This is a genomic window from Spirosoma sp. SC4-14, assembly GCF_037201965.1.
Lineage (GTDB): Bacteria > Bacteroidota > Bacteroidia > Cytophagales > Spirosomataceae > Spirosoma.
The window spans coordinates 3578009-3603435 of sequence record NZ_CP147518.1 but is presented as its reverse complement, the minus strand read 5'-3'; the positions used below and the strand labels follow the sequence as shown (position 1 = coordinate 3603435).

21 protein-coding genes are annotated in these 25427 nt (G+C 48.6%); 12 read left to right on the top strand and 9 right to left on the bottom strand.

Features of this window, described 5'->3' with window-relative positions; translation table 11 throughout:
• Positions 1-11 precede the first annotated feature (11 nt).
• From WBJ53_RS14615 to WBJ53_RS14580, 8 genes are all read left to right on the top strand, one after another.
• On the top strand, positions 12-1292 hold the full coding sequence (locus WBJ53_RS14615; RefSeq protein ID WP_338876884.1) for a GTP-binding protein: 1281 nt from the start codon (positions 12-14) through the stop codon (positions 1290-1292).
• 160 nt (positions 1293-1452) lie between these two features.
• Positions 1453-3591, top strand: a complete 2139-nt coding sequence (locus tag WBJ53_RS14610; protein WP_338876883.1) for a nitrite/sulfite reductase — start codon at positions 1453-1455, stop codon at positions 3589-3591.
• Positions 3592-3687: 96 nt separating this feature from the next.
• Positions 3688-4440: a uroporphyrinogen-III C-methyltransferase gene (gene cobA / locus WBJ53_RS14605; protein WP_338876882.1), complete on the top strand. Its 753-nt coding sequence runs from the start codon at positions 3688-3690 to the stop codon at positions 4438-4440.
• Positions 4441-4612: 172 nt separating this feature from the next.
• The gene (locus tag WBJ53_RS14600; RefSeq protein WP_338876881.1) at positions 4613-5044 is read left to right on the top strand and encodes a response regulator; all 432 of its coding nucleotides are present in this window, start codon (positions 4613-4615) and stop codon (positions 5042-5044) included.
• Between the two features lie 136 nt (positions 5045-5180).
• Positions 5181-5759 carry a hypothetical protein gene (locus WBJ53_RS14595; protein ID WP_338876880.1) on the top strand — a complete coding sequence of 193 codons (579 nt, stop codon included), beginning with the start codon at positions 5181-5183 and terminating at the stop codon, positions 5757-5759.
• Between the two features lie 111 nt (positions 5760-5870).
• Entirely contained in the window at positions 5871-8018 is a 2148-nt protein-coding gene (locus WBJ53_RS14590) for an FAD-binding protein (protein WP_338876879.1), read from the top strand.
• Positions 8019-8073: 55 nt separating this feature from the next.
• Positions 8074-8412, top strand: a complete 339-nt coding sequence (locus WBJ53_RS14585) for a hypothetical protein (protein WP_338876878.1) — start codon at positions 8074-8076, stop codon at positions 8410-8412.
• A gap of 109 nt (positions 8413-8521) precedes the next feature.
• Positions 8522-8893, top strand: a complete 372-nt coding sequence (locus WBJ53_RS14580) for a DUF1801 domain-containing protein (RefSeq protein WP_338876877.1) — start codon at positions 8522-8524, stop codon at positions 8891-8893.
• A gap of 56 nt (positions 8894-8949) precedes the next feature.
• Here the strand turns inward: WBJ53_RS14580 and WBJ53_RS14575 are convergent, their stop codons facing one another.
• Both WBJ53_RS14575 and WBJ53_RS14570 read right to left on the bottom strand, forming a co-directional pair.
• Positions 8950-9375 (bottom strand): DoxX family protein, encoded by a 426-nt coding sequence (locus WBJ53_RS14575; RefSeq protein ID WP_338876876.1) that lies wholly within the window; start codon positions 9373-9375, stop codon positions 8950-8952.
• A gap of 193 nt (positions 9376-9568) precedes the next feature.
• Positions 9569-12016, bottom strand: coding sequence for a TonB-dependent receptor (locus WBJ53_RS14570; protein ID WP_338876875.1), 2448 nt, complete (start codon positions 12014-12016; stop codon positions 9569-9571).
• A 173-nt stretch (positions 12017-12189) separates the two neighbouring features.
• Here WBJ53_RS14570 and WBJ53_RS14565 point away from each other — a divergent pair, with 173 nt between their 5' ends.
• From WBJ53_RS14565 to WBJ53_RS14555, 3 genes are read left to right on the top strand one after another with little or no spacing between them, the layout of a single operon-like run.
• Positions 12190-13251 carry a histidine kinase gene (locus WBJ53_RS14565; RefSeq protein ID WP_338876874.1) on the top strand — a complete coding sequence of 354 codons (1062 nt, stop codon included), beginning with the start codon at positions 12190-12192 and terminating at the stop codon, positions 13249-13251.
• Positions 13220-13924, top strand: coding sequence for a LytTR family DNA-binding domain-containing protein (locus WBJ53_RS14560; RefSeq protein WP_338876873.1), 705 nt, complete (start codon positions 13220-13222; stop codon positions 13922-13924). Before WBJ53_RS14565 ends, WBJ53_RS14560 begins: the two co-directional genes overlap by 32 nt.
• Before the next feature lie 38 nt (positions 13925-13962).
• Complete coding sequence (locus WBJ53_RS14555) at positions 13963-14697, top strand: carboxypeptidase-like regulatory domain-containing protein (protein WP_338876872.1); 735 nt, start codon at positions 13963-13965, stop codon at positions 14695-14697.
• 25 nt (positions 14698-14722) lie between these two features.
• Here WBJ53_RS14555 and hisS read toward each other — a convergent pair whose 3' ends face one another.
• On the bottom strand, positions 14723-16090 hold the full coding sequence (gene hisS, locus WBJ53_RS14550) for a histidine--tRNA ligase (RefSeq protein ID WP_338876871.1): 1368 nt from the start codon (positions 16088-16090) through the stop codon (positions 14723-14725).
• Positions 16091-16217: 127 nt separating this feature from the next.
• On the opposite strand from hisS, the gene WBJ53_RS14545 reads away from it, so the two are divergent.
• On the top strand, positions 16218-16373 hold the full coding sequence (locus WBJ53_RS14545; RefSeq protein ID WP_338876870.1) for a hypothetical protein: 156 nt from the start codon (positions 16218-16220) through the stop codon (positions 16371-16373).
• Positions 16374-16421: 48 nt separating this feature from the next.
• On the opposite strand, the gene WBJ53_RS14540 is transcribed toward WBJ53_RS14545, so the two are convergent.
• From WBJ53_RS14540 to WBJ53_RS14515, 6 genes are all read right to left on the bottom strand, one after another.
• Positions 16422-16769 carry a hypothetical protein gene (locus tag WBJ53_RS14540; protein ID WP_338876869.1) on the bottom strand — a complete coding sequence of 116 codons (348 nt, stop codon included), beginning with the start codon at positions 16767-16769 and terminating at the stop codon, positions 16422-16424.
• Positions 16770-16868: 99 nt separating this feature from the next.
• Complete coding sequence (locus WBJ53_RS14535; protein ID WP_338876868.1) at positions 16869-17894, bottom strand: glycosyltransferase; 1026 nt, start codon at positions 17892-17894, stop codon at positions 16869-16871.
• Positions 17891-19183: a glutamate-1-semialdehyde 2,1-aminomutase gene (hemL, locus tag WBJ53_RS14530; protein ID WP_338876866.1), complete on the bottom strand. Its 1293-nt coding sequence runs from the start codon at positions 19181-19183 to the stop codon at positions 17891-17893. Before hemL ends, WBJ53_RS14535 begins: the two co-directional genes overlap by 4 nt.
• A gap of 92 nt (positions 19184-19275) precedes the next feature.
• Positions 19276-21042, bottom strand: coding sequence for a tetratricopeptide repeat protein (locus tag WBJ53_RS14525; protein ID WP_338876865.1), 1767 nt, complete (start codon positions 21040-21042; stop codon positions 19276-19278).
• Positions 21043-21168: 126 nt separating this feature from the next.
• The gene (gene yidC / locus WBJ53_RS14520; RefSeq protein ID WP_338876864.1) at positions 21169-23022 is read right to left on the bottom strand and encodes a membrane protein insertase YidC; all 1854 of its coding nucleotides are present in this window, start codon (positions 23020-23022) and stop codon (positions 21169-21171) included.
• A 116-nt stretch (positions 23023-23138) separates the two neighbouring features.
• Entirely contained in the window at positions 23139-24830 is a 1692-nt protein-coding gene (locus WBJ53_RS14515) for a CTP synthase (RefSeq protein ID WP_338876863.1), read from the bottom strand.
• Positions 24831-25427 lie beyond the last annotated feature (597 nt).

The window sequence follows — 25427 nt, the reverse complement described above, 5'->3', positions numbered from 1 at the left end:
ACTCATTAATAATGGATCTTTTACGATTTATAACCGCCGGATCGGTTGACGACGGCAAAAGCACGCTGATTGGGCGGCTTCTTTACGATTCCAAGTCTATTCTGGCCGATCAGCTTGAAGCCATCGAACGGGCCAGCAAAAGCCGCGATGACGGCGAAATTGATCTGGCACTGCTGACAGACGGACTCCGCTCCGAACGCGAGCAGGGTATTACCATCGATGTGGCTTATCGCTACTTCCAGACACCCGTACGCAAGTTTATTATTGTCGATGCGCCGGGGCATATTCAATACACACGAAACATGGTCACGGGTGCGTCGAACTGCCAACTGGCCATTGTGCTGGTCGATGCCCGGCATGGCGTGGTCGAACAAACGCGTCGACACTCGCTAATTGCCTCGTTGCTGGGTATCCCGCATATTGTGGTGGCGGTCAACAAGATGGATTTGGTTAACTATTCGCAGGATGTCTTTTCGGACATCTGCATTCAGTATGCCGAACTGGCCAAAAAGCTGAATGTACATCAGGTGACCTACATCCCAATGAGCGCCCTGAACGGCGACAATGTCGTAGATAAATCATCGGCTATGTCCTGGTACGAAGGTGCCACACTGCTGGAACATCTGGAAACAGTGGCTATTGACGATGACACGGAAGGCATAACGGAAGATCATCATCCGGCCTGGCCTGGATTGGCCCGTTTCCCGGTTCAATATGTAATCCGCCCACAAACGGCTGAACTACACGACTATCGCGGTTATGCCGGTAAAATCACAAGTGGGCTGTTCCGCAAAGGCGACACCATTACGGTATTCCCTTCGGGCGAAACCTCAACCATCGATGCCATTGAAATCGCCGAAAAGCACCTGGACGAAGCGGCTTCGCCCATGTCGGTTGTGCTACATCTGGCTACCGACATCGACATTAGCCGTGGCGATCTGATTGTTCGTTCAGACAACCAGCCCATCAGCAGCCAGACCGTCGAAGCTATGCTGTGCTGGATGGACACTAAAGAGTTTAAGGTTGGCAACAAATACCTGCTTCAGGTTGGCACATTCCGTACCCGCTGTTCTGTTCGCGAAATTGCCTACCAGCTCAATGTGAATACCTACGAAGAGACCCCGGACGTTGACAATCTAAAACTCAACGACCTGGCAAAAGTCGTTTTACGGACCGCCCAGCCGGTTAGTTTCGATCCATATCAGAAAAATCGGGCAACTGGCGGAGCTATTCTTATTGACGAAACATCCAATGTAACCGTAGGTGCGCTAATGCTACTTGGCGAGGCTTGATAACTTCTGTTTATCGACCATAACCAAAAGTTGGCTAAATTCTGAACCGATTAGCGGCTAAATTCATTTATCATTGTATAACAAATTAAACAAAACGCCGGATTGCTTCGGCGTTTTGTTTAAAGATATTAGACGATTAACTCTATAGAGAATACTCACTATGCCTATTCATCTAACCGATAATGTAAGCGAGGCCGCTCGACGCGACATTCTGGATCTGGAACAGAAAATCAATTCGTTTCAATCGGGAAGCATTGCTGACGAAGCTTTCCGTAAGTTTCGGCTTACACGGGGAGTTTATGGCCAGCGGCAACCGGGCGTACAAATGATTCGGATTAAACTGCCACACGGTCGGATAACAGCCGATCAACTCACCCGGATCGCCGATCTTTCGGATCAGTATGCAACAGGCAATCTGCACGCAACGACTCGTCAGGACATTCAGTTGCACTTCGTAAAGCTGGCCGATTCGCCCCAGTTGTGGGCCGATCTGGAAGATGCGGGTATTACGCTAAAAGAAGCCTGCGGAAATACCGTTCGGAACGTAACGGGTTCAGCCCGCGCTGGTGTCGATCCGCTGGAGCCTTTCGACATCACTCCTTATGCATATTCTATTTTCGACTATTTCCTGCGCAATCCGATCTGCCAGGATATGGGCCGGAAATTTAAAATAGCCGTTTCGTCCAGCGAAAAAGACTCTGCCTATGCCTATATGCACGATGTTGGTCTGATTCCGCGCATTCAGGACGGTAAACGTGGGTTTAAAGTACTGCTGGGTGGTGGTCTGGGCGCTCAGCCATTCTCTGCACAAACGGCTTTCGAGTTTCTGGACGAAGAACGAATTATACCGTTTATTGAAGGGGTGATTCGTGTGTTCGACCGCTATGGTGAACGGCAGAAACGCCATAAAGCCCGGATGAAGTATCTGCTTAACGATATTGGTCTGGAAGAACTTCTCCGCCGGGTTGAAGAAGAAACACTGGCTCTGAAGAATAAAACGTTTACGGTCAATGACTTGCCGTTTACGGTATCGCATCCTAAACTAGCTTCTTCGGATAACCGTATACCAAAAAGCGACAACCCAAAATTCGACATCTGGCTTAAAACCAATGTTTTTGAACAGAAACAGGCTGGCTGGTATGCGGTGCAACTGCGGGTGTTGCTTGGCGATATGAGTTCCGATACGGCCCGTGCTCTGGCGCAGGTTGTGAAGCAATATGCAGCCGACGACATTCGCGTTACGGTCAATCAGGGGTATCTGCTTCGCTTTGTCCGCCCAGAAAATCTTCCCGCTTTGTTTGAAGCACTGGACACTCTCGGTTTGGCCGACCCTGGTTTCGATACAACCGCCGATATTACAACCTGTCCTGGCACCGATACCTGCAATCTGGCGATTTCGAGCAGTTACGGGATTACTCGGGCACTAGAACGCATGATGCATGATGAATTTCCGGATCTGGTCTTTAACGACGACATCAAGATCAAGATTTCGGGCTGCATGAACGGTTGTGGTCAGCACTCGGTAGCCAATATCGGTTATCATGGATCATCGCTGAAAAACGGGGCTTATGTGCTACCCGCGCTTCAGGTACTGCTAGGTGGCGGTTTCAACGGCAAAGGCGAAGGACTGATTGCCGACAAAGTCATCAAAATTCCGACCAAACGTGGTCCTGATTCGCTTCGGGTTTTATTGCGCGATTACGAAACCAACGGCTTCGATGGCGAATATTACAGCGACTACTACGCCCGGCAGGGGAAAAATTACTTCTACCAGCTACTAAAACCACTAGCCGACCTGAAAACTCTGGTCGACAGTGATTATATCGACTGGGACCATACCGAACGCTACGTTACGGAAGTGGGGATTGGCGAATGCGCCAGTGTGCTGATCGATCTGGTAGCGACTACGCTTACCGAAGCCAGCGAAAAACTTGGCTGGGCACGCGAAGCTCTTGAAGAAAGTCGCTGGGCCGACGCTCTTTATCATGCGTATAATGTGTTTATTACAGGAGCAAAGGCGGGTTTGATGAGCCGCGATGTGCCAACCAATACACAGCATGGTATTGTGAACGATTTCGACAAAACATTCCTGGGCGAAACTGATTTTCACCAGACCGAAGGCGAATTTAAAGCCCTGGTATTCAGCATTAACAAGGAAGAGCCTTCTGAAGCGTTTGCCCGTCGTTTCGTTGCTCAGGCCGACGCTTTCCTGCAAGCCGTCCAGGCTTTCCGCGAAACGCAAATCGAGTTGGAAGGTCTACCCGAACTCCAGGAACTAACCCAGGCGCAGGATAGCTAATGATTGAATGATTGAATTGTTGAATGATTGAATGCGGACCACCGTAGCGGTTGAATCATCCAACAATTCAATCATTCAACAATTCAATCATTGAACATGAAATTAACCCTCGTAGGTGCCGGTCCCGGCGATCCGGATTTAATAACCGTAAAAGGCATTCGGGCATTGCAGCAGGCCGATGTTGTGATGTATGATGCGCTGGTCCATCCCGAACTACTCGACCACTGCCGTCCTGATGCGCTGAAAGTATATGTCGGGAAACGGCGGGGTGCGTATTCCTGTATGCAGGAAGATATCAATCCACTCATCGTTCACTATGCCCGTCAGTATGGGCATGTAGTGCGACTAAAAGGTGGCGACTCATTTGTGTTCGGGCGGGGCTATGAAGAAATCGAATTTGCCCGCCAGCATGGTATTGAAACGGCCGTCGTGCCCGGTATTTCGAGCAGCTATGCAGTACCAGCCGCTGCCGGTATTCCATTAACAACGCGTGGTATTTCAGAAAGCTTTTGGGTGGTTACGGGTACTACCAAAGCCGGGCAGCTTTCGTCGGATCTTCAACTGGCGGCCCAATCGTCGGCAACGGTTGTAGTGCTCATGGGTATGCACAAGCTGGCCGAAATTATGGGCGTTTTCATTGGGCTTGGCAAAGACGAAGTGCCGGTTGCCATTATTCAGAACGGCACACTAGCCGACGAACGAACTGTTATTGGCACTGTTCAGACTATTTGCAATAGAGTTGATGAATCGGGGATCGGCAATCCAGCCATTATTGTGGTGGGTGAGGTTGCCCAACTGGGTGCTACCGACTTCGTTGCGCTGGAAAAACAGCATTCGGCCAATTGCTAAGTTCTCGTTTCCCAATCGCCCACTGACTAAGTTCTGATCTTTCTGCTGATCAATTTCAACAAACGGAGGTTATCTATTACATAGATTATTCGCTTAGCCTGGCATCGCGGCAAAACGTAAAACCGCGCTCCACGTTAAGCGAATGCTGTATTAAGCACAGAACTATTCGTTTATGAACACAGATACCCCCATTATTTTAATTGATGGAGACGAGGATGATCAACTGATGTTAAAGCCAATTCTTCAGGAAATTGCCCCTCAGTATCCGATCCTTATTTTTAACGACGGCCAGCAAGCTTTTGATTATCTGAAAACAACAACCGATCGACCGTTTATGATCATCTCTGAGATTAGTCTTCGGCTCATAGATGGACTGGAACTTCGGCGCCAAATTGAAGCCGATCAATCGCTAAAAAAGCGGGCGATTCCTTTTATCTTTTTCACCCATCCAGTTTATCAGAATCTGGTAGAAGAAGCTTACGAGCTAACCATTCAGGGCTTTTTTGAAAAGCAATCCAATCTTACCAGCATGCGCAGGCAGTTAGAAGCGATCATTGCCTATTGGTCAAACTGTCTGCATCCTAACCGTTATGTAGAAGATTAAAGGGGGGCTTATCGGCTTCCCTTTGTTCAGTGTTTCTTTAAGAACAACCTGGCGGCAACCACAAAGTAGCAGGCAAATATCACAATTGCTTTTCGTTAAAAGCCCTGTTACATTGTGTCAGTCAATCGGTTATCGTATGCTTCCGCCTTATCTACTAACTGAACTCAGCCAGGCCAAGGTTTCACCCGATCGTATCGGGCAAATTCTGAAGCAGACAACGTTTTTAGAGGTAAAAAGCCAAACGCGACTTGTTCGGCCTGGTGATGTATGCAACAACGTTTATTTTGTTCTATCGGGCGGTTTCGTGTGCCGGTATATCGATGAAAATCTGGAAATAGAGAAAACGATCAACTTTTATATGCCGGACCTGCATCCGTTCATGAGTTGTATCGACAGCTTTTTTTCGGGAGCCCAAACGAGGTGCGAACTACGGGCTATCAGCAATGCGACTGTGCTGGCCATCGCCAAAAACGATATAGAAGCAATGGCAGCGACTGATAGTAACTTTTTTACGTTTTACCATTCTATGGTTACGACGGCCTTGCAGGAAGAGAATGATTTTAAACTAAAAATTATTTCCTACTCCTCCGAGCAACTCTATCAGTACCTCATCACTACCTTTCCGAGTATTATCCAGCGGGTGCCATCGCGCTTCATAGCCGAATTTATGGGCATCTCGCCCGAATGGCTAAGCAAGCTCAAACACAAGATCTAACCATTCTGGTCGGTTTGCTACGGGTTTTCATCCAAACCATTTCTTGAATTAATTCAAGTGCTGTCCCCGTTATAGCCCATTAGTTTTGAGGTATTGCTTTAACGTCTCAAAATGATGAAAAAAGAGTACATAGGCTATCAATTACAGGATTTCCATACCGAACATGCCCGGTACTTTCAAGAAGCCATTCTACCACTGGCAACTCACATACATACTGCCTTAAGCGATTCTCCCTTTCCGCTGAGTGCCTTACCGCCATTTTCGGCAGCAAGCTATCTGGAGGCTGAGGGCCATACCGACCTGGAAAATGGCTATACGAAAGCTACCGACGGAAGTATTCATGTTGCCGTCCGAACCTATATGCCTCATGTAACTCCTCCAATGTGGGACTGGTGGTTTGGCTGGCATGGTTGCCAAAACAGCCGCTACAAACTGTGGCATCCTAAGGCCCATGTGAGCGCCCACTGGGAAGATGGCCGGGACGATATAGTCTACATTGGTCGCAATTCGATCATCAAAGAATATATTGGCGATGAGTTGCTGGATGCGGCTATCCAGTTTAAATCACCAACCGAATTTGGATTCTCTTCCGAAACCATTAATCACCCCGAAAAAGTCGTTTATATCTGCGCCCGGCTTGGGCATCCTACACTGCCAGTCGACTATGGTTACCTTGTTCATCAGATTCGTGCCGTAGAAGGCGGCTCCGAAATGCGCTCGCGTTTCTGGGTAGGTGGTCGGTATGTCAACGTCCGCAAAACCGGTGTGCTGGCTGAACTAGCCTCCGATTTCCTCCGCAAAGTCCGGTCGCTGCCCAAAAACTTCGCGCCCGATTTGTTAAAACATTGTTCGGAGGAGATGACTCATCTGGCCGCTTTTTTACCCGATCTCTACGCCGAATTCAGAACGAAACCCGAAGGGCTCCAGCTTGCAGGTACCATTACGAAACGTAACGATCCTGTATTCGACAAGTTGGTTATGAACACCTTGTTCAATAAAATCGACCCCGGCAAACGCCCCGAGATGGTAGTTGAGCCTAAAAGCGTGCAGGATATTATTGCCACGCTTACATATGCCCGAGCTACCGGCAAAAAAATCACCGTTTGTTCGGGAGGCCATAGCTTCAGCGCCAACCACCTGCGCGACAACAGTATTCTGATTTTGATGAAGCATTTTAATAGCTACGAAATCAATGCCGACACCATGACGGCCAAAGCTGGTCCGGGCGTTGGAGGCAGTGTATTGATGCTCGAACTGTATAAACACAATTTATTTTTCCCGGCTGGTCACTGCAAAGGCGTTTGTATTGGTGGCTACCTGTTGCAGGGGGGCTACGGCTGGAACGGTCGGAAGTTAGGGATTGCCTGCCAAAGCGTGATTGGTCTGGATATTATTACGGCCGATGGCGAACTTGTTCATGCCAATACCGAACAACATTCGGATCTGTTCTGGGCGGCTCGTGGTGCTGGTCCCGGCTTCTTTGGTATTGTGATCTGCTTCCACTTGAAGCTGTATCCATTGCCCAAATACCGAGCCATTATTGCCCACAACTTTAGCATAAAGCACCTCGAAGATGTGTATACTTGGGCATATGAAGTAGGCCCTACGATTCTAAAAGCCGTAGAATTTCAGATGATTATGAGCAACAATATGCTCAATTTGCTCGGACCGGGTATTGAAGCTATTGCGCCTATTTTTGCCGACACGAAGGATGAGTATGAAGAAGCGATGGCCTTTATGAAAAACAGCCCAATCAAAAATAAGGCGGTTATTGCCACGCCCGCCTTCAATCCGGGCATCGACATGCTGTATAAAACCACTATGACCCATTACCCGGAAGACCAGTATTGGGGCGTCGATAATATGTGGACACACGCTCCGCTCGACGATCTGATGCCTTTTATCAAAGAAATTGCGCGAACCCTCCCTCCCGAGCCGTCGCATTTTTTGTGGCTGAACTGGCACCCTGGTCATCTGGCGACGGACATGGCTTATTCGAACGAAGATAACATTTATCTGGCTTTATACGCTACCTGGAAAAATGCCGACGATACGGCCAGATTCGGCGACTGGGCTGCCAATATGATGCGGCAAATGGCGCATTTATCGACCGGAATTCAGCTAGCCGATGAAGGGTTACACAAACGCACGGCTCCGTTTTTGTCGGATAGTCATTTGAAAAAAGTCCAGGAAATCAGAGCTCAGCGGGATCCGAAGGGTTTGTTTTATGAGTGGCACAGCCGCCCGGCCATAACATGACAGGGTTCTTCCAACACTACCAAATCACTGTTTCAATCTTAAACAATCAGTATTCATGAAGCTAAAACTCCTTATTTTCTGTGTGTTAGTTGGTCTTACCAGCCGTTTATTTGCCCAAAAACCAACCGACAATTTCGCCGGGAATTATAAAACCGATGACGATGGTGTTCTTATTGTGATCAGCAAAACCAGCACCGGGTTTGTAGGCGTTGATCCAGCCAAACGAGTTGTTCTGAAAGATATAAAGTTTACGGACGGTCGGTGGAAAGGAATCGTTTATAATCCTAAGAAAGATATAACCGCCGAATGTGAAGTGTATCTTGTTGGAAATAAGCTGAAAATAGTAGCCCACAAAGGCATTCTGACAAAAACCGTTTATTGGGATAAAGTGTAAAAATTGAAAAGCCCGGCGAGCCATATAAGTGGCTTTGGCAGACTTTTCAATTTGGAATTTTCATTTAAAATAAGCAGACTTGGCTACAGTTAACCAAGTCTGCTTATTTATGACACCCACTAAACCCACCACAATTGACGAATACATTGCTGGCTTTCCAGAAGCGATCCAACTCCTGCTTGAGCAGATTCGGGCTACAATAAAAACAGCCGCGCCGGAGGCTGAAGAAGCGATTGCCTATGCCATGCCAACGTTCAGACTAAACGGCAATCTGGTTCATTTCGCTGCATATAAACATCATATTGGGTTTTATCCAGCTCCAGCCGGAATTGAAGCGTTTAAGAAGCAGCTTGCTAATTTCAAAGGCGCGAAAGGCTCCGTACAATTCCCGCTCGATCAGCCCATACCGTTACAACTCATCAGCGACATCGTAAACTATAGAGTTGCCCAAAATACGGCAGGTAAAAAAGCAAAGAAGTAGTTCTCATTCGCTCTACTCTGCCTTAGCTGCGCCAATGGCCTCAATACGAACAACATCTATTCGTTCTTGCCCCGTTCTTTAAACAGGATATCATCCAGACTAAACGCTCCGGGACCAAGCAACAAACTGGTTAGGTAACCGATCAGCAATAAAAAACCAGCCGACCCATCGCCTGCTATATCGCCCTCGTGTGCTACAAAAACAATGACAAACGCAGTAATAATCAAGGGAATTAGCACCAGCCGCGTCAATAGACCCAGCATCAGCAGGATAGAGCAGAAAAACTCTGCTCCAATAGCCAGCGCCAGCGAAACGGGGCTGCTCAGGCCCAGAAAACTCATAAAAGAATCCTGATACTCAGCAAAGTGGGTTAGTTTGTCGTAGCCGTGGGGAATCATGGCGATGCCCAGCCCCAAACGTAACCATAGGGTAGCACTGTTTACGGTCCAGGATGTAGCAGGAGTGGGTTGTACGAATTGCATAGAAATTATATGAATTAAAAAAGCTGGCAAATACTTGTTATTGTAGGAATTAACACTGGGCCTGTTTAAACTTTTGTTTCAATTGCTTTTGTCATCCCTCCTGCCGCCCCGGCGGACCGGCAGGAGGGATGACAAAAGCGCTCATTACGAATTGATTAGGAAAAGCTCAAACAGCTTCACTGCCATACTCCGGTTATTTCGCTCGGGCATCGTCGTTGGTTATTTTCCGGACGGGCTCGTCGTGGCTGGCGCGGACCTGCCCAAACTGCCAGCTAAAGGTTAGTTTGACCGAGCGGGTGAAGTATTGATTAGCGGTATGTGCCCGGAACGTACTCGACTGCGAATCGTTCTGCTGACGGAAGGGATAGGTGAACGGGTTGTTCACACCCAGCGTTAGATTGGCTTTTTTATCCCAGAACTCTTTGCGAAGCGCCAGGCTGTAATCGTACCAGGCCGAATTTTTGCCCTGCAACAGCACCCATCCTGTACTGTAAATACCATTAGCCTGAACAGTGTATTGGCGGGGTAACTGGTAAGCCAGATTGAGTGTCAACTGCCAGAGCCAGCCGGAGTTCTGCACCTGTAAGGCCGGGCTGTTGAAATGGGCGTAATAAAACTCACCTCCACCGTTCAGCTTCAAGTTTCGGCCTAATTGCCCGGCTGCGTTGACATTCAATCCCGTCCGGTCATTGCGGGCCACGTTCTGTCGGGTAGTTAGCGATACGCCCGATGTATCGACGGTCCGTACATCATCGATGGAGTTATCGGTTTGTCGGCGGTACAGAGCGAGGTTGAGGTAGGTGCCTTTTTTAGTTGTCAGGCTGTAGGAGATTTCGGCCAGATGGGCCAGTTCCGGGCGAAGCTGCGGATTACCGGCCATCCGGTTTTTGGGGTCGCTGGCATTAACATACGGATTCAGATCCCAGATCATCGGTCGGGAAATCCGTTGTGTATAAGTCACTTTAATCGATTGCTGTTCTGAAAGTTGCTTCGACAGAATGACGCTTGGAATGAAGTTGTTGAACTGCGCCCGAAACGGAGAGATAGTGTGTATGAACTGACCGCTCATGGTGGTGTTTTCCAGGCGGGTACCCAGTTGAAGTGTCCAGAACGTTCGGTTTACCAGTTTTAGGGAGGCATAACCCGCAGCCACCTGCTGATCATACGTGAACGTATTAGACCGGTCGGCGCTGAGGCTCAACAGGGCAACGTTTTCGGGCTGGCTGGTGTATACGTCGTACGTACTACTCACATCCCGACGGACCATTTTCGCTCCCACTTCAAACACCTGCTGCCCACTGCGCGAAAACGGATGAACATAATCGATCTGCCAGGTCCATTGGGGGTTATGGCTGCGGTTCGTGCTCGTCTCCCGGTAAAGAGGCTCATCGGTCAGGCTGAACTGGTCGCTGGCATAACGGGAGTTATCGAACGTGTAGCTATACTGACCCAGCACACTGAGTTCCTGCTTCGGCTTGCGAAAGGTGCGGGTATAGCCCAGGTTCCATTCAATATTGCCAAACGGGTTCTGCTGATCGACCACCTGGTTATATTCCTGCGTAACTATGTTTTCGGCGTTTCTGAAACGATAGTAGCCCGTATTGGATGTGGGCCAGGCACCACCCCAACTGCTGACCGACAGGTTGACCCGGTTCAGCGTGTCGAAGGCATATTCCATGCTCAAATCGCCGAACCAGCCCGGATGGATGTTATTGGCACTGATTCGCTGAAACAATTCTCCGGCAGGCTGGCCATTCGCCAGCGATGTACGGGTCGTTTCAATGATACTCTTTTCGCGTTCGGCATTGGTATTGCCCGAAAACGTCAGGCCAAATTTTTCGCGCTTAAACCCATAGCTGCCGCCCAGCGACTGAACGTAATTGCCCGCCGTTACGTCCAGGCTACCATTGGAACCTTTCAACTGTTTTTTGGTGATAATGTTGATGACGCCACCCGCCCCTTCGGCATCGTAGCGGGCCGCCGGACTGGTAATCACTTCGACCGACTGAATCGTGTTGGCCGGGATCATCTTTAGGGCTTCGCTCAGATTGCGGGCCAGCAAGCCTGATGGCCGACCGTTCAGCAACACTTTAATGCTCGAACTCCCCCGAATCTGAACATTACCCGACACATCGACGGTCAGCATGGGCGCTTTGCGTAATACATCGACCGCTGTACCGCCTTTGTTGGTGATGTCGCTACCTGCGTTGTAGACCAGCCGGTCGGATTTTTCTTCAATCAGGGCTTTTTGAGTACTGACCCGAACCTCGTTCAGTTGACGGCTTTCGGAGTGAAGCACTATGTTTCCTAAGCTACGAACGGGTTGAGTAACGGAAATCGTAATGTTCCTCAGGGTTCGGGACTGGTAGCCGACGTAGGTGATTTGCAGACCGTAGGTACCGATTGCCAGACCCGTAAACGCAAAGTGTCCGGTTTCGGTGGTGGTTTGGCCGCTTATAATTGTTCCGGCTTCCGACAGGAGCGCTACCGTTGCAAATGGCGCGGGCTGACGGGTGGTAGAATCGGTCAGTATGCCTGATAGCTGTCCTTTGTTGGTTAAATTTGTGGGTAATTGCTGCCCTTCTGCCAGAATTACCAGTAGCAGAAAGGAAACGATAAAATAGAGTCGTAGTCTGTCCATTCGTGTTATACCAGACGGTAGCTGGTCATCTGGTCACAAAGTACGAGTCTACTTTTGGCACCATCCCGCTAAAAATGACAAACGCATGCTTTTGGATGACGTATTCAATTGGTCATTTTCAATTGGAATGTCGGCTAACATTCGGTTTTTTTGTTTAAAAATCACGACGGAGAATGAGCTGGTTTAACAAGAGCGGAAAGCAAAAAGTCTGGCTGCGGGAAGTGTTGGCCTTTGTCTTTCTGTTTATTCTGATGTCGCTCAATTCCTGGAATCGGCTTACTTCCTGGAATGATCTGGGGCGGGCGCTGCTCTTTTTTCTGACGCTGTACGGGCAGGCTCAGTTTCACCGCTTTGTCTTATTCCCGCTTTTTTTTAGCCACCAGATTAAGCGATACATTGTCTGGACGGTTCCGGCGCTGGTGGTGGGGAGTTTTCTGGTGTATGGCGCAAATCACTGGCTCTATCCCGAAACCTGTCCGATTGAAGAATGGCGCGAGACAGGTCTTTTTCTGCTGGCTACCTATCTGGTCAGCCTGATGGTACTTGTTGGTGTTTTTCTTATTCAGCGATTTTATCAGCAACAGCAGCAACGCCATACCGACCAGTTGCTGCATCAGGACGAGCAAATTCGGTTTTTGCACGCCCAGCTTAATCCGCACTTCTTTTTCAACACGCTTAATAACCTCTATGGAATCAGCCTGCATGAACCCAGCCGGATGCCCGATTTGCTGATGCAGTTATCGAAACTGATGCGGTATCAGGTCGAGAGCAGCCGTCGGTCGTGGGTATCGCTTCAGCAGGAGATCGAATTTATTACCAGCTACGTTACGCTGGAGCAGGAGCGGCTGGGAAAGCGTTGCCAGATCAGCTATCGGTACCCTACCGACGAGTATCAACTGCAAATCTACCAGTTGGCTCCGCTGCTGCTGATGCCGTTGGTCGAAAATGCGTTTAAACACGGCACGGGCGACATCAAAGGCTGTTTTGTGCAGATCACCCTGCAATTGAAGAACAACCGGCTGCTGCTGTCGATTGAAAACTCGCTTTCGAGTCACAGGTTCAACGGCACATCTACCGGCCTGGGCTTACAGAATACCCGACAACGACTGGATATGCTGTATCCCGAAAAACATCGGTTGGTCTTAACCCAGGAACCTGACCGCTACATCACCCAGTTAGAAATCCAGCTAGCCACCCGAGCCGATGCCCAACCCGTTGCGGTGTTTACTTATTGATGACGAACAGGCTGCTCACTATGTATTGCAGCACTACATCGAGCAGGTCGATCAGTTGACGCTGGTGGGCAATTGCTATGATGCGCTGGAAGCGATTAATTTTTTACACCGCCATCCGGTCGATTTACTGTTTCTGGACATTAATATGCCGCAAATCAATGGGTTGCAACTGCTGCAAACGTTAGCCAATCCACCCCGCGTCATTTTCACTACGGCCTATTCGGAGTTTGCGCTGGAAAGTTACGAGTACGGTGTGGTCGATTATTTGTTGAAACCCATCGAATTTCCCCGATTTTTGAAAGCGATTGACAAAGTCGTGACAACAGAGACGGAAAAACAACCGGTCCAACTTCCGGCTGTTCCCGAACAATCGCTGGTGGCGAAAGTAGACGCCGACTGGATTCGGATTACCTTTAGCGATCTGGAGTACATTCAGAGCTGGGGTAATTACGTCAAGCTCTTTACAACACAACAGGTTTATGTAGCGTCGATGACCATGACCGAAGTAGAGCGTCGGTTACCCTCCGACCAATTCATCCGGGTGCATAAATCCTACCTGGTTCCCCTGGCCAGGATACGCCGGATGAGCGGCAACGAAGTTTTGATCGGTGAGACCACCCTGCCAGTTGGGCTAACCTATCGCCGGGAGCTGATCGAGCGCCTGAAAGGGTAAGTAGTAAAAGTTTTGATGAATCTTACTGCCAACGATATATGAAAAGTGCTGCCTATCATCTCAAACTCCATAATCCCTGCAATCAGTCGTGGGATTCGATGACGGAAAACGGTTCAGGAAAATTCTGTTCTGCCTGCGCAAAAACGGTAGTCGATTTCACCGGATTAGCTGATGCCGATATTTTGCATCTTATTCAGACGTCGTCAGGAAAATTATGTGGACGATTGACCCAAACTCAACTAAACCAAACGCTGGAAGAAACACAATCACACCGGTCTTCGTTGCCATTCAATACTGTACTGGCAGGTGCTTTTCTGATCAGTACGACCAGCAGTGCCCTTTCGGATCAGCAGCAATCGCTACCACCCACCAATGTGTTAGGCAGTCATACAGAAAACTCTGTACAGAACCAGGCCATCCGCAATAAACCGGAAACGGTTAGCGATAGTACAAAAAATACGATTCGCGGAACGGTTTTCGATGCTTCAGACCATCTGGCACTCCCAGGAATTTATGTCCAACTGAAAGGCACAGAAGTTAAGGCGATGACCAATGCGACCGGCCTCTTTAGTTTAACAATACCCGCAAGCTATACACCTGACAAGATAACCCTGATCTTTGCCCAGATTGGTTACCAAAGGCTCGAATTAACGCTCAAAGCAGAAGATTTACCGCTTACCAAAGAAGTTTACCTGAATCAGGAGCAGAGCTTTCTGGGCGAAGTCGTGCTTATACCTGTTAAGAAGAAAAAATGGTGGCAAAAGAAGCATTAAACCACTTTTGCCACCATTTCTACGATTATGCCTGTACGATCGCAGCAACCTCTTCTGCACTGACTTTCTGTTGTTCGCCAGTCAGCATGTTTTTCAGTGTCAGCAAGCCTGTTTGTACTTCTTCCGAACCAATCAGTACCACAAACGGAATCGCTTTTGCATTGGCATAATCGAGCATTTTCTTCACTTTTGCCAGATCGGGATAAGCCTCCGCCGAAATGCCCTGGCTCCGTAAGCGATTGAGCAACGGTAAGGCAACCACCCGTGCCTCGGCATCGAAGGAGACAATGAGCGCCTGCGTTCCCTGCCCCGCCGAAGCCGGAAACAATGAAAGCTCTTCCATCACATCATAAATCCGGTCGACACCAAACGATATACCTACCCCCGAAAGCCCCGGCATCCCAAAAGCTCCCGTCAGGTTGTCGTATCGGCCGCCACCGCTTATGCTACCAATAGAAACACCGTTGGCTTTGACTTCGAAAATAGCGCCCGTATAGTATGATAAACCCCTTGCCAGCGTTGGGTCGATCTCAACCTGCGGATTCGTCAGTCCATACTGCTCAACAAGCTGTAGGGTTTTTTCCAGTTCGGCAATACCCGAGGTGGCCGTTTCCGATGTTGCCAGCCAGCTTTTTAACTGATCGATCACTTCCTGAGCTGCCAGGTTGCCAAAAGTAAACATCGGATCTAGCCGATTAATACTCTCTTCCGAAAACCCGCGTTCACGGAGTTCGTCGAGGACTTTTTCCTTCCCGATTTTGTCGAGCTTATCGATAGCAACGCTTAAGGCCCCCTCCTGCCCCGGTGCGCCAATCACTTCCGAAATACCGGCCAGAATCTTGCGGTTATTGAGCTTAAGGGTAAAATTTTCGACGCCCAGATTGCGGAATACTTCATGAATCATCAGTACGATTTCGGCTTCGCACAGCAGCGAATCGGTACCGACAACATCGGCATCGCATTGATAAAACTCCCGATAACGGCCTTTTTGCGGGCGGTCGGCCCGCCATACGGGCTGCATCTGGTAGCGTTTGAAGGGCAAAGCCAGATTATTGCGGTTCATGACCACATACCGCGCAAATGGTACCGTTAAGTCATAGCGCAATCCTTTTTCAGCAATCTTCGGAGTAAGCTTTTTCGACCCGGCTTTCAGATCATCCTCAGTTAAGTCGGCAGCAAAATCGCCCGAATTTAGGATTTTAAATAAAAGCTGATCGCCTTCATCTCCATATTTGCCGGTCAGCACCGACAGGTTTTCCATTGATGGCGTTTCAAGCGGCTGAAAACCAAATCGCTGGAATGTCTGGCGGATGGTATCGAATATAAAGAGCCGTTTGCGCATCTGCTCCGGCCCGAAATCGCGAGTGCCTTTCGGTAATGTGGGTTTTTGCATGGCACAAAATTAATGGACAAGACTCTTTAGAGTAAATAAAATTCGACACATTCTGTCAATTCTGTTTAAAAAAGCCGTACTTTTGCACGTCAAAATTTGAACTTAGCAAGTAAACAAAGATATAATCATGGCAGTAACTGAATTAAAACGCAAAGGCCGCCGGAACCGGGCTATCGCTAATAACAAAACAAACGCGATCAAACAACTGCTGCGTAAGCCTACCATCAAAAACGTAGACGTTGAAGCCATCAAAGCATCGTTTGCGGAGAAAAAAGCGGCTTAAACCGCTTTAAAATGAAAATACCAGTCATAGACTGGTATTCCGAAAAAATCAAGCCTCGCCCTTACCCGGCGAGGTTTTCCGTTTTAGTCGAGACCATTCGCGGTCCCGTTTTTTCAGCTCCCGGCGAACGAACCGGCGATAATCGATCTGCACCCGATACCGAACCGCCTGGCCAAACAGAGCAATGCCTCCATTGATAAGAATAAGGCTATAGATTCCCCACAAAAACCATTGGCGAAAGGGCCCTCCCGTATGTTTAACGTGGGCAGCTTCACTGAAAACACAAAGCCCTGCACTAATCACCAATAAGCTTACAGGCGACAGAATCATCCACTTTGTGCGGGTGCTCATGCGCTTTACTAATCGTTGACCAGGTGGTTTTGCGAGTTTTGTCATCGTAGAAGCAGGGGTTGATAATTGCTTTTGTGGAATAACGTTTAAGTAGCGTATTTCGTTAATATTAGACCAAAATGATTGGCAAAAGCTTTTTTTCGCTCAGGAAGGATAATCGATGGTTGAGCCCGTTTCTCTGAACTCTTTAGGTTCATTGAGTCGTTTCCAGCCTTCGCTCAGGAAACCTACACCGTATCCAATCAGTTGCGTAAAAGCGGCTTCTACGCTCAACAGACCTATTTTCAGGCTCTTTTCTTTTCGGGTAGCATCAATTAGAATCAGGAGCGCAATCAACAAAACTCCGCTGAGGGCCAGTCCAAACAAAACAGGGCTGAGGAGTGCCCAGATCGGAAGCGAAAAGACATACAGCGTAAACATAGCCGGTATGGCATGAACAAGCTTTAACTCTTTCGGATAATAGCGTGATATATTTATGCGCGCCCGCCCGAAAAAACGCAGTTGGCGGTAAAACTGCCCAAAACTTGTCCGTCGTTTGTGGTAAATAAACGCATCGGGAATTAATCCTGTCTGAAAGCCATTCTCGATAATACGAATGGCAAATTCGATATCTTCCCCCATACGGCTCAGTTTATAACCACCGGTTTTTTTCCACACCTGGCGCGACAGCCCCATATTGAAACTCCGGGGATGAAACATACCTCCCAGATTTTTCTTACTCCCCCGAATCCCACCCGTTGTAAACGGCGACGTCATCGAATAGCTGATTGCTTTCTGAACAGGCGTAAAATCGGGATGCGCCTTATCGGGTCCACCGTAGGCATCGAGCCAGTTCGATGCCAGATGGTCGTTCACTGTCGAAAAATAATGTGGAGGGATTAGTGCATCCGAATCAAATATGACGAAATAATCACCCGTTGCCCGCTCAAAACCATAGTTGCGGGTAAAGCCCTGGCCTGAGTTTGGCTTATAGAAATAGCGAATATTGAGTTGGCCTGCAAATTCAGCAACTACGCCATCCGCTTTTTCTTTCGATCCATCTTCGACCACAATAACCTCAAAATGGGTGTACGTTTGTCGGGTCAGACTAAGCAGCAATTCGCGCAACTCGTCGGGCCGGTTAAAAACGGGGATAATGATGGAAAAAAAAAGAGTGTCTTTAATGGTCATGCTTCTGCCAATGCCTCCTGTAGGCTTTCTTCGTTGGCCTGAATGATCTGCTCAACCAACTCATTGGTCAATGCGGTTGAAATAAACAGGCTTTCGAATTGGGAAGGGGCCAGATAAACACCCCGCTTGAGCATCGCCCGGAAATACCGCCCGAACAACGGTAAATCACACGTTTTAGCCTCTGCGAAATTAGTCACCGACCGTTCGGTCATAAACAAGGTAAACATCGAACCAATGTGATTGATCGTGTAGTTTAGCCCTGCTTTTACCAGCCCTTTCCGAAAGCCTTCGGCCAGTTTCGATCCTGTTTCTTCCAGTTGTGTATAGACCTCAGGATGTTCATTCAGATAACGCAGCATGGCCAGTCCGGCCGACATGGCAATCGGATTGCCCGACAGGGTTCCTGCCTGATAAACCGGGCCAGCCGGAGAAACCACGCTCATAATGTCGGCACGACCACCATATGCTCCTACTGGCATACCGCCCCCAATAATTTTACCCATTGTGGTCAGATCTGGTCTAATGCCAAATCGTTCCTGCGCTCCACCTGCTGCGAGTCGGAAGCCAGTCATCACTTCGTCAAAAATTAACAGGGCTCCGTGTTTATCGCACAGCGTTCGAATACCTTCCAGAAAACCCGGCTCGGGCAACACACAGCCCATATTGCCCACAACAGGCTCCAGAATGACGGCGGCAACCTGATTATAGTTATTGTCGAGCAATTTTTCGACCGAAGCCAGGTCGTTATAGGGGGCCGTAAGGGTGTCGGCAGCGGTGGCCTTCGTAACCCCAGGACTATCGGGAACGCCCATCGTAACAGCTCCGCTACCAGCCGCAATCAGAAAGGAATCGCCGTGACCGTGGTAGCAACCCTCAAACTTTATAATCTTGTCGCGACTCGTAAAACCACGTGCCACCCGAATAGCAGCCATCGTCGCTTCGGTACCCGAATTGACCATACGCACCATTTCGACCGAAGGCACCATATCGACGATCAGCTCAGCCATTTCGACCTCTTTGCGCGTTGGCGCCCCAAACGAAAACGAATGCTGAATGGCATCCCGAACGGCTTTCTCAACCGGCTCAAAAGCGTGGCCCAGTATCATGGGGCCCCACGAATTGATCAGTTCAATATACTGCTGCCCATCTTCATCGTAGAGGTAGGGTCCCTGAGCCGATTTAATAAAAAGAGGGTGGCCGCCTACGGCGCGAAATGCCCGAACGGGTGAGTTTACACCACCGGGAATCAGCGTTTTCGCTTTTTCAAATAACTGTTCGCTCGTTGTCATATGTAGAAAGAACGAACGAGCGGCTGAATGAGCGAACAGAATCGGATCGCCGAAGCGAAGCTATTTCGCTCGTTCACTCAGTCACTCGTTTGCTAATTAATTTTAACAAACCGACTCCCTTCGCATTTGACGATAGGGACGATCTGGTTTTCGTTGCTTTGTGTATAATCAAACCCCGACATCAGATAATCATCGGAATCGGATCGCATAAGGCTCCGGTTCCGGGTGCTATTTTTGGCCAGTTGACGACCAAAAAATAACATCATATCATAGCCTTCGCTGGCAAAAACCGACGGAATCGTATTGCGTCGACTCAGGTAGTCTGCCTGAAAATCGACTACGGTTTCGCGTGAGGTATCGATAAAATCAGGATAAATCAGGTAAAGGTCCCGACGCGTGAATGTAGACGATGAATTTGCATAGAAATCAAACGCCGACGATGTGGCAATCAGGGGTGCATTTACTTTCCGGCGACTGAGGGCTTCAATTAGTTTTGCGCCATCTTCATCGTTAGTGCTGGCAAAGAAAACGTGACCTACTGTCACGGGAGCTCCACTCGTTACGGTACCAACAGAACGGGAGCTAGTTGTATTTCCCGAAAACTGCATGGCGTCGGCCATAGCCTGAGTGGAGCCACTCAGCTTCCGAAAATCGACAATCTGGTAATTTTGGCGTTTCAGTTCGCTCTGATAGGCAGCAGCCAGCAACGAATCCTTACGGGATGTACCAAAATAAATGGCCGCCCGCCGGAGAGTCGTTATGTTTCGGGCCTGTTCGGCAGCTTTCTGGGCCTGATGTGCCAGGGAAGGCTGCGCCAGAAACGACAGGGGCTGATCGGCAACTAATTCGCTGCTGGTAGCAATTGGATTTAGCAACAGGATATTACTCTGATTGGCATAGGCCGAAGCAATTCGGTTTGGCTCAATGTATAAGGGGCCAATAATCAGGTCCGTTTGCGCAAAAGCCGGACTGTTGACGAGTTCCAGTGCTTTATTGGCATCGTTATCAAGATCGTAGGCAAACAGGTTAATCGTTATTCCTTCTTCCTGTAGCTTGGCTTTTGCCATTTTCATACCATTATACAAATCATAAACATACTGATTTGAACGCAGGTGCCGATCGGCATTAAAATCATCCAGCCGAAAGGGAAACATGACAGCCACATTATAATATCCTTTCGAACGTGCGTTTCGATTGGGCTGATTTGTGGTTGAAGGACGCGTTGTTGCGGGTGTTATGCTGGTTGGTTGCGTAATAGTACCGGGAACGCCAAAGCGATTAGTTAGCCGATCCGACAATTCCAGATCATCTTTATCAGTAGCAGTACGCTGAATCAGGTCGATCAGAGCAAGCCCAACATTCCGATCATCAGGATATTGTCTGTTGATCTGTTTCAGGCGGCTCAACTCCTTGATTTTACTCAGAAACACCTGTTCCATCTTATCGGTATCTACCCGAAATGAGGTACTTTTGATTTGTTGAATAGCCTCCAGAGCGTCTTCGTACTGCCCCATTTCCATATGCACAGCAGCCAGTAAATAATTGACATCGTCCATTTTCCGCCAATCCGGATAGCGCGACATCAACTGTTTGATCATGAGCCGAGCCTGGTTGAAATTTTTCTGGCGAAAGGCGGCAACAGCATAATAATAGCTTGCATAGGGTGCCAACGGTCCGTCGCGTTGGACAAGGGCATTCAGATCAGCTTTGGCCCGTTCATAGTTTCCGGCCTGTACCAGTTGAACGGCAGCTTTGTATCGACGCTGTGCATCCGACGACACCTGGGCCTCTGCTGTTGTCCAGTAAACAAACCCGATCAGAAAAATCAGCAGCTTAAACCAATTAAGCCTACCATTCATGTTGTTCATGGGGTTAATACACAAAAGCAACGCCTGCGCGTTGCTTTTGTTGGGAGTTACGTCGCTTACGAGCCGTAATTTATGATTGCTTTGTGAATAGTTGAAGAGAAACTACCGACAAAGGTTTTATTTCTTCTGTTTTGCTTTCCGTTGGGCTTCTTCGGCCTGTTTGCGAGCTTCGTCGGCCGCAGCAAGCTGTTTTTGCAACAGAGCCTGGAAACCACCGGGTTTCTTACCTTGACCAGATGCGTTTTTCCGCCGATTATCGTCCAGTACTGCCCGGATTTTGCCTTCATCAACAAACCGACGAATCAGTTGCTGCTGGGTAATGGTTACAATGTTCGACACAAAATAATAGAAGGTCAGACCAGCGGGATAGGAGTTCAGAACGAACATAAACATGAGCGGGAATATGTAGCTCAGGGCTTTCATATTTACCGGACCGGGCTGCGTGGGTGTTGTCTGATTATTGTAATAGGCATACGCAATCGACGAAGCCGTCATCAATACTGTAAACAAGCTGAGGTGCCCTCCAATAAACGGTAGCGTTGGGAACGTGATAAACGCATCGTAGGTTGAAAGGTCGTGCGCCCACAGGAATGGCTTCTGCCGCAACTCAATCAAATTCGGGAAGAGCATAAACAGAGCAAACAGAATAGGCATTGTTGCCAATACTGGCACACAACCACTCAATGGACTTACGCCAACCTCCTGGTAGAGCTTCATTTGCTCCGACTGCTGCTTAGCCATATCGTCGCCTACTCGCTCTTTGATCTCATTGATTTCGGGAGCCAGCACCCGCATTTTAGCCATGCTCACATAAGAGCGATAGGTTAACGGTGTTAACAAGAGCTTCACAAAAACTACCAGGGCCACAATCAACAGACCATAGTTCGAAATAAATTTCTCCAGGAAGTTGAATACGGGTACAAAGAAATACTTGTTGATCGGCTTCAGAATTGAATAGCCCAGATAAACGTTCTGATCGAACTCCGGCGCTACGTCGCCCAGCAATTGAAAATCGTTCGGTCCAAAAAAGAATTTATACTGCGCTTTCCCCGACTTCACATCCGACATTGGCAGCGTTACATCGGCCACGGCCCTTTTCACAACACTACTATCGGCCGGATCGACCAGGGTTTTAAAATCGGCCTTGGGCATCGGGCTGTTTTTAGCGACAAACCCCGACAGGAAGTATTTGTGTTTGATTGTAAACCACTGCACAGGCTCTTCGAGAGTTGCCTCCTGGTTACTTTCGCCTTCGCTCAGTTTCTCGAAATTCTCATCGGCGGTCAGGTAGTTAATCGTAGCGGCACGACGGTTATTTGCCAGGTCGTTTTCATACTGACGCATCTTATCTTCCCAGAAGAATCGGATGTTTTCGTTCGCTAGCGTATTGTTTAATCCATTCAGTTTCAGATCGTAGTCGATCACATATCCTTCGGCCGGAACGGTGTATACCTGCTCTACTGATTGGCCCGGCGCAATTTCGGCCTGGAAAACGATTTGCTGCGCCTGTCCAGTTACGGTTCCGCTCTGAGTGGTAGACTGGTAGTACAGTGTGTGCAGATCGACTTTGCCATGATTGGTAGGCAGTTCGAGAAGCGTTTTGCTACTTTTTTCGTCGATCAGAACCAGCGGCTTCTGGTCGTAGGTCTTATAGTTTTTCAGCAGCACTTCTTTTACCCGGCCACCGTGCGTACTGAACGTTACTTTAATGTCTTTGTTTTCAATGACAATGTCGCGATTTTCTCCCGTGGCAACGGTTGCAAAATCGCCAAATCGAGCTCGGGCAACTGCCGAATCGAGCGGCAGTTCAGCTTTACTAATTGCCGCTTCGGCTCCCGATTCGCTTGTTGGTTTTGTTGTCTGTGTTTTCTGAGCCGCCTGTTTTTCGGGCGCAGGTTTCGGCACCAGAAGCTGATAGCCGACCAGCATCGCCAAAATCAGGACAATGCCAACTAATTGATTACGATCCATTTTCTAAGTTTTCAGCTTGTCGTTTTCAGTTTTCAGGTAAAAGCCGGGAATCCAGACATAGGCTGAAGACTGAAAACGGCAAACTATTTTCGGCAAAATTACGCCAATCTACCCGCTTAATCAACCACATCGGCGGTTTCTACATGGGCGGAATGTTCGGGCGTATCGGCAAGCCGTTTTTGCTGACTATAGGTAAGCGCTGCCCGAACAAACTGAACAAACAGTGGATGCGGGTTCATGACCGTGCTTTTCAGCTCAGGATGGAACTGTACTCCCACAAACCATGGATGGTTATTCAGCTCAACAATTTCGACCAGACCCGTGTCGGGGTTGACGCCCGTTGGCCGGAGCCCTGCTTTTTCGAACCGATCGAGATAATCGTTGTTGAATTCATAGCGGTGCCGGTGCCGCTCGCTGATCTGTGTTTTTCCGTAAATCTGATGTGCCAGCGAATCGCGTTTGAGTTTGCAGGCATAGGCACCCAAACGCATCGTTCCTCCTTTGTCGGTAATATTCTTCTGGGCTTCCATCATACTAATCACCGGATTCTTCGTATCAGGTTCCATTTCGGTCGAGTGGGCATCGTCGATTCCCAGTACGTTTCGGGCATATTCAATGACGGCCATTTGCATACCCAGACAAATACCCAGGAATGGAATACCATTTTCACGCACATACCGAACGGCATTGATCTTACCGTCAATTCCCCGCTCGCCAAAACCCGGAGCGACCAGCACAGCATCGAGCTGGCTCAACACCTCGGCGCAATGATGTTCATCGACCAGCGTTTCGGACTGAATCCAGTCGAGCTGAACTTTACATTCGTTTTCAGCGCCAGCATGAATAAACGATTCGGCAATCGACTTATAGGCGTCGTGGAGTTCAACGTACTTACCCACGAGGCCAATACGCACAATATCGCCCGGATTTTTAAGCCGCCCCAGAAATGCTTTCCATGCGTCCAGATCTGCGTCCTTATCGTTATACAAATCCATCATATACAATGCCCGCTGGTCGAGCCGCTCTTTCTGCATCAGAAGAGGGACGTCGTAGATGGTTTCGGCATCAATGGCTTCGATAACCGAACTAACCTGCACATTGCAGAAAAGAGCGATTTTCCGGCGGATTTCCTGAGGAAGTGCATGTTCGGAGCGGCACACGATGATGTCGGGCTGAACTCCGTTTTCGAGCAGCATTCGAACCGAGTGCTGTGTTGGCTTGGTCTTTAATTCGCCGGCCGATTGCAGATAGGGTACCAACGTCAGGTGAATGACAAGGGTATCTTTTTCGCCCAGTTCAAATTTGAGCTGGCGAACTGCTTCTACAAAAGGCAGCGACTCAATATCGCCTACGCAGCCACCAATTTCAGTGATCACAATATCATACTCACCCGTATCGCCCAGTAGCCGGATATTCCGCTTGATTTCGTCGGTGATATGTGGTACTACCTGAACGGTTTTACCAAGGAAATCGCCCCGCCGTTCGCGTGTGATAACGTTATAATAGATACGTCCGGTTGTGATATTGTTCGCCTGCGAAGTAGGACGATTGAGGAAGCGCTCATAATGCCCCAGGTCGAGATCTGTTTCTGCTCCGTCGTCGGTTACGTAGCATTCGCCATGTTCGTATGGATTAAGCGTGCCGGGGTCGATGTTAATATACGGATCGAATTTCTGGATTGTCACCGCCAGTCCCCGCGACTGTAATAATTTGGCTAGTGAAGAGGCTATAATGCCCTTGCCAAGTGATGAAGTTACCCCGCCCGTAACAAAAATGTATTTTGCGGATTTGGGTCCCGTAGCCGCCATGATTGAAACCTGTTTTGGTCGTTACGGGATGTAAAAGTACGAAGGATAAAGCAGAAATTAGAATAAGTTTACACGAAAATGTTTATCATTTTAAGTAACCGGCTACGGATCAGGCCACTACCAATTTACCTTTTTGCAAAATTTCCGGAATAATGAGTCTGCTCATCACCAGCGTCCATTGCCAACTCCTCCCGCCAGGGTTTGGCTTAACGTTTCGCCAAACGAGTTTTAATTAAGCCCTGCACCGATAGAGATTTTTGAAGGCACCCTGAAAGAAGAAGTAAAGTTTGGTAAACAGCAGCCAGCAATCTATATTATGGGCAATATTGCCAGAAACTTGCCCTTTATCGTACCATGATTACCAAACAATATCACTTAGCCCGTCTGGTATTACTTGGGGTTTTAAGGCTCTAGTTTCTCCTCTTCCGTATCCAGCGTTTTTATTCAACGCCCAATGTTGGCTTATCGACGCCTTGCTCCGGTTCAATTTTCGTTTTTTTTGTAAATAGTAGCTCTGTTCGAGCCCCTTTGCGTCTCGTTTTCCCAGCGTATTGAGCCAGGCATTTTTATCCGATGAAAGTGTGGATTGGCAAACGT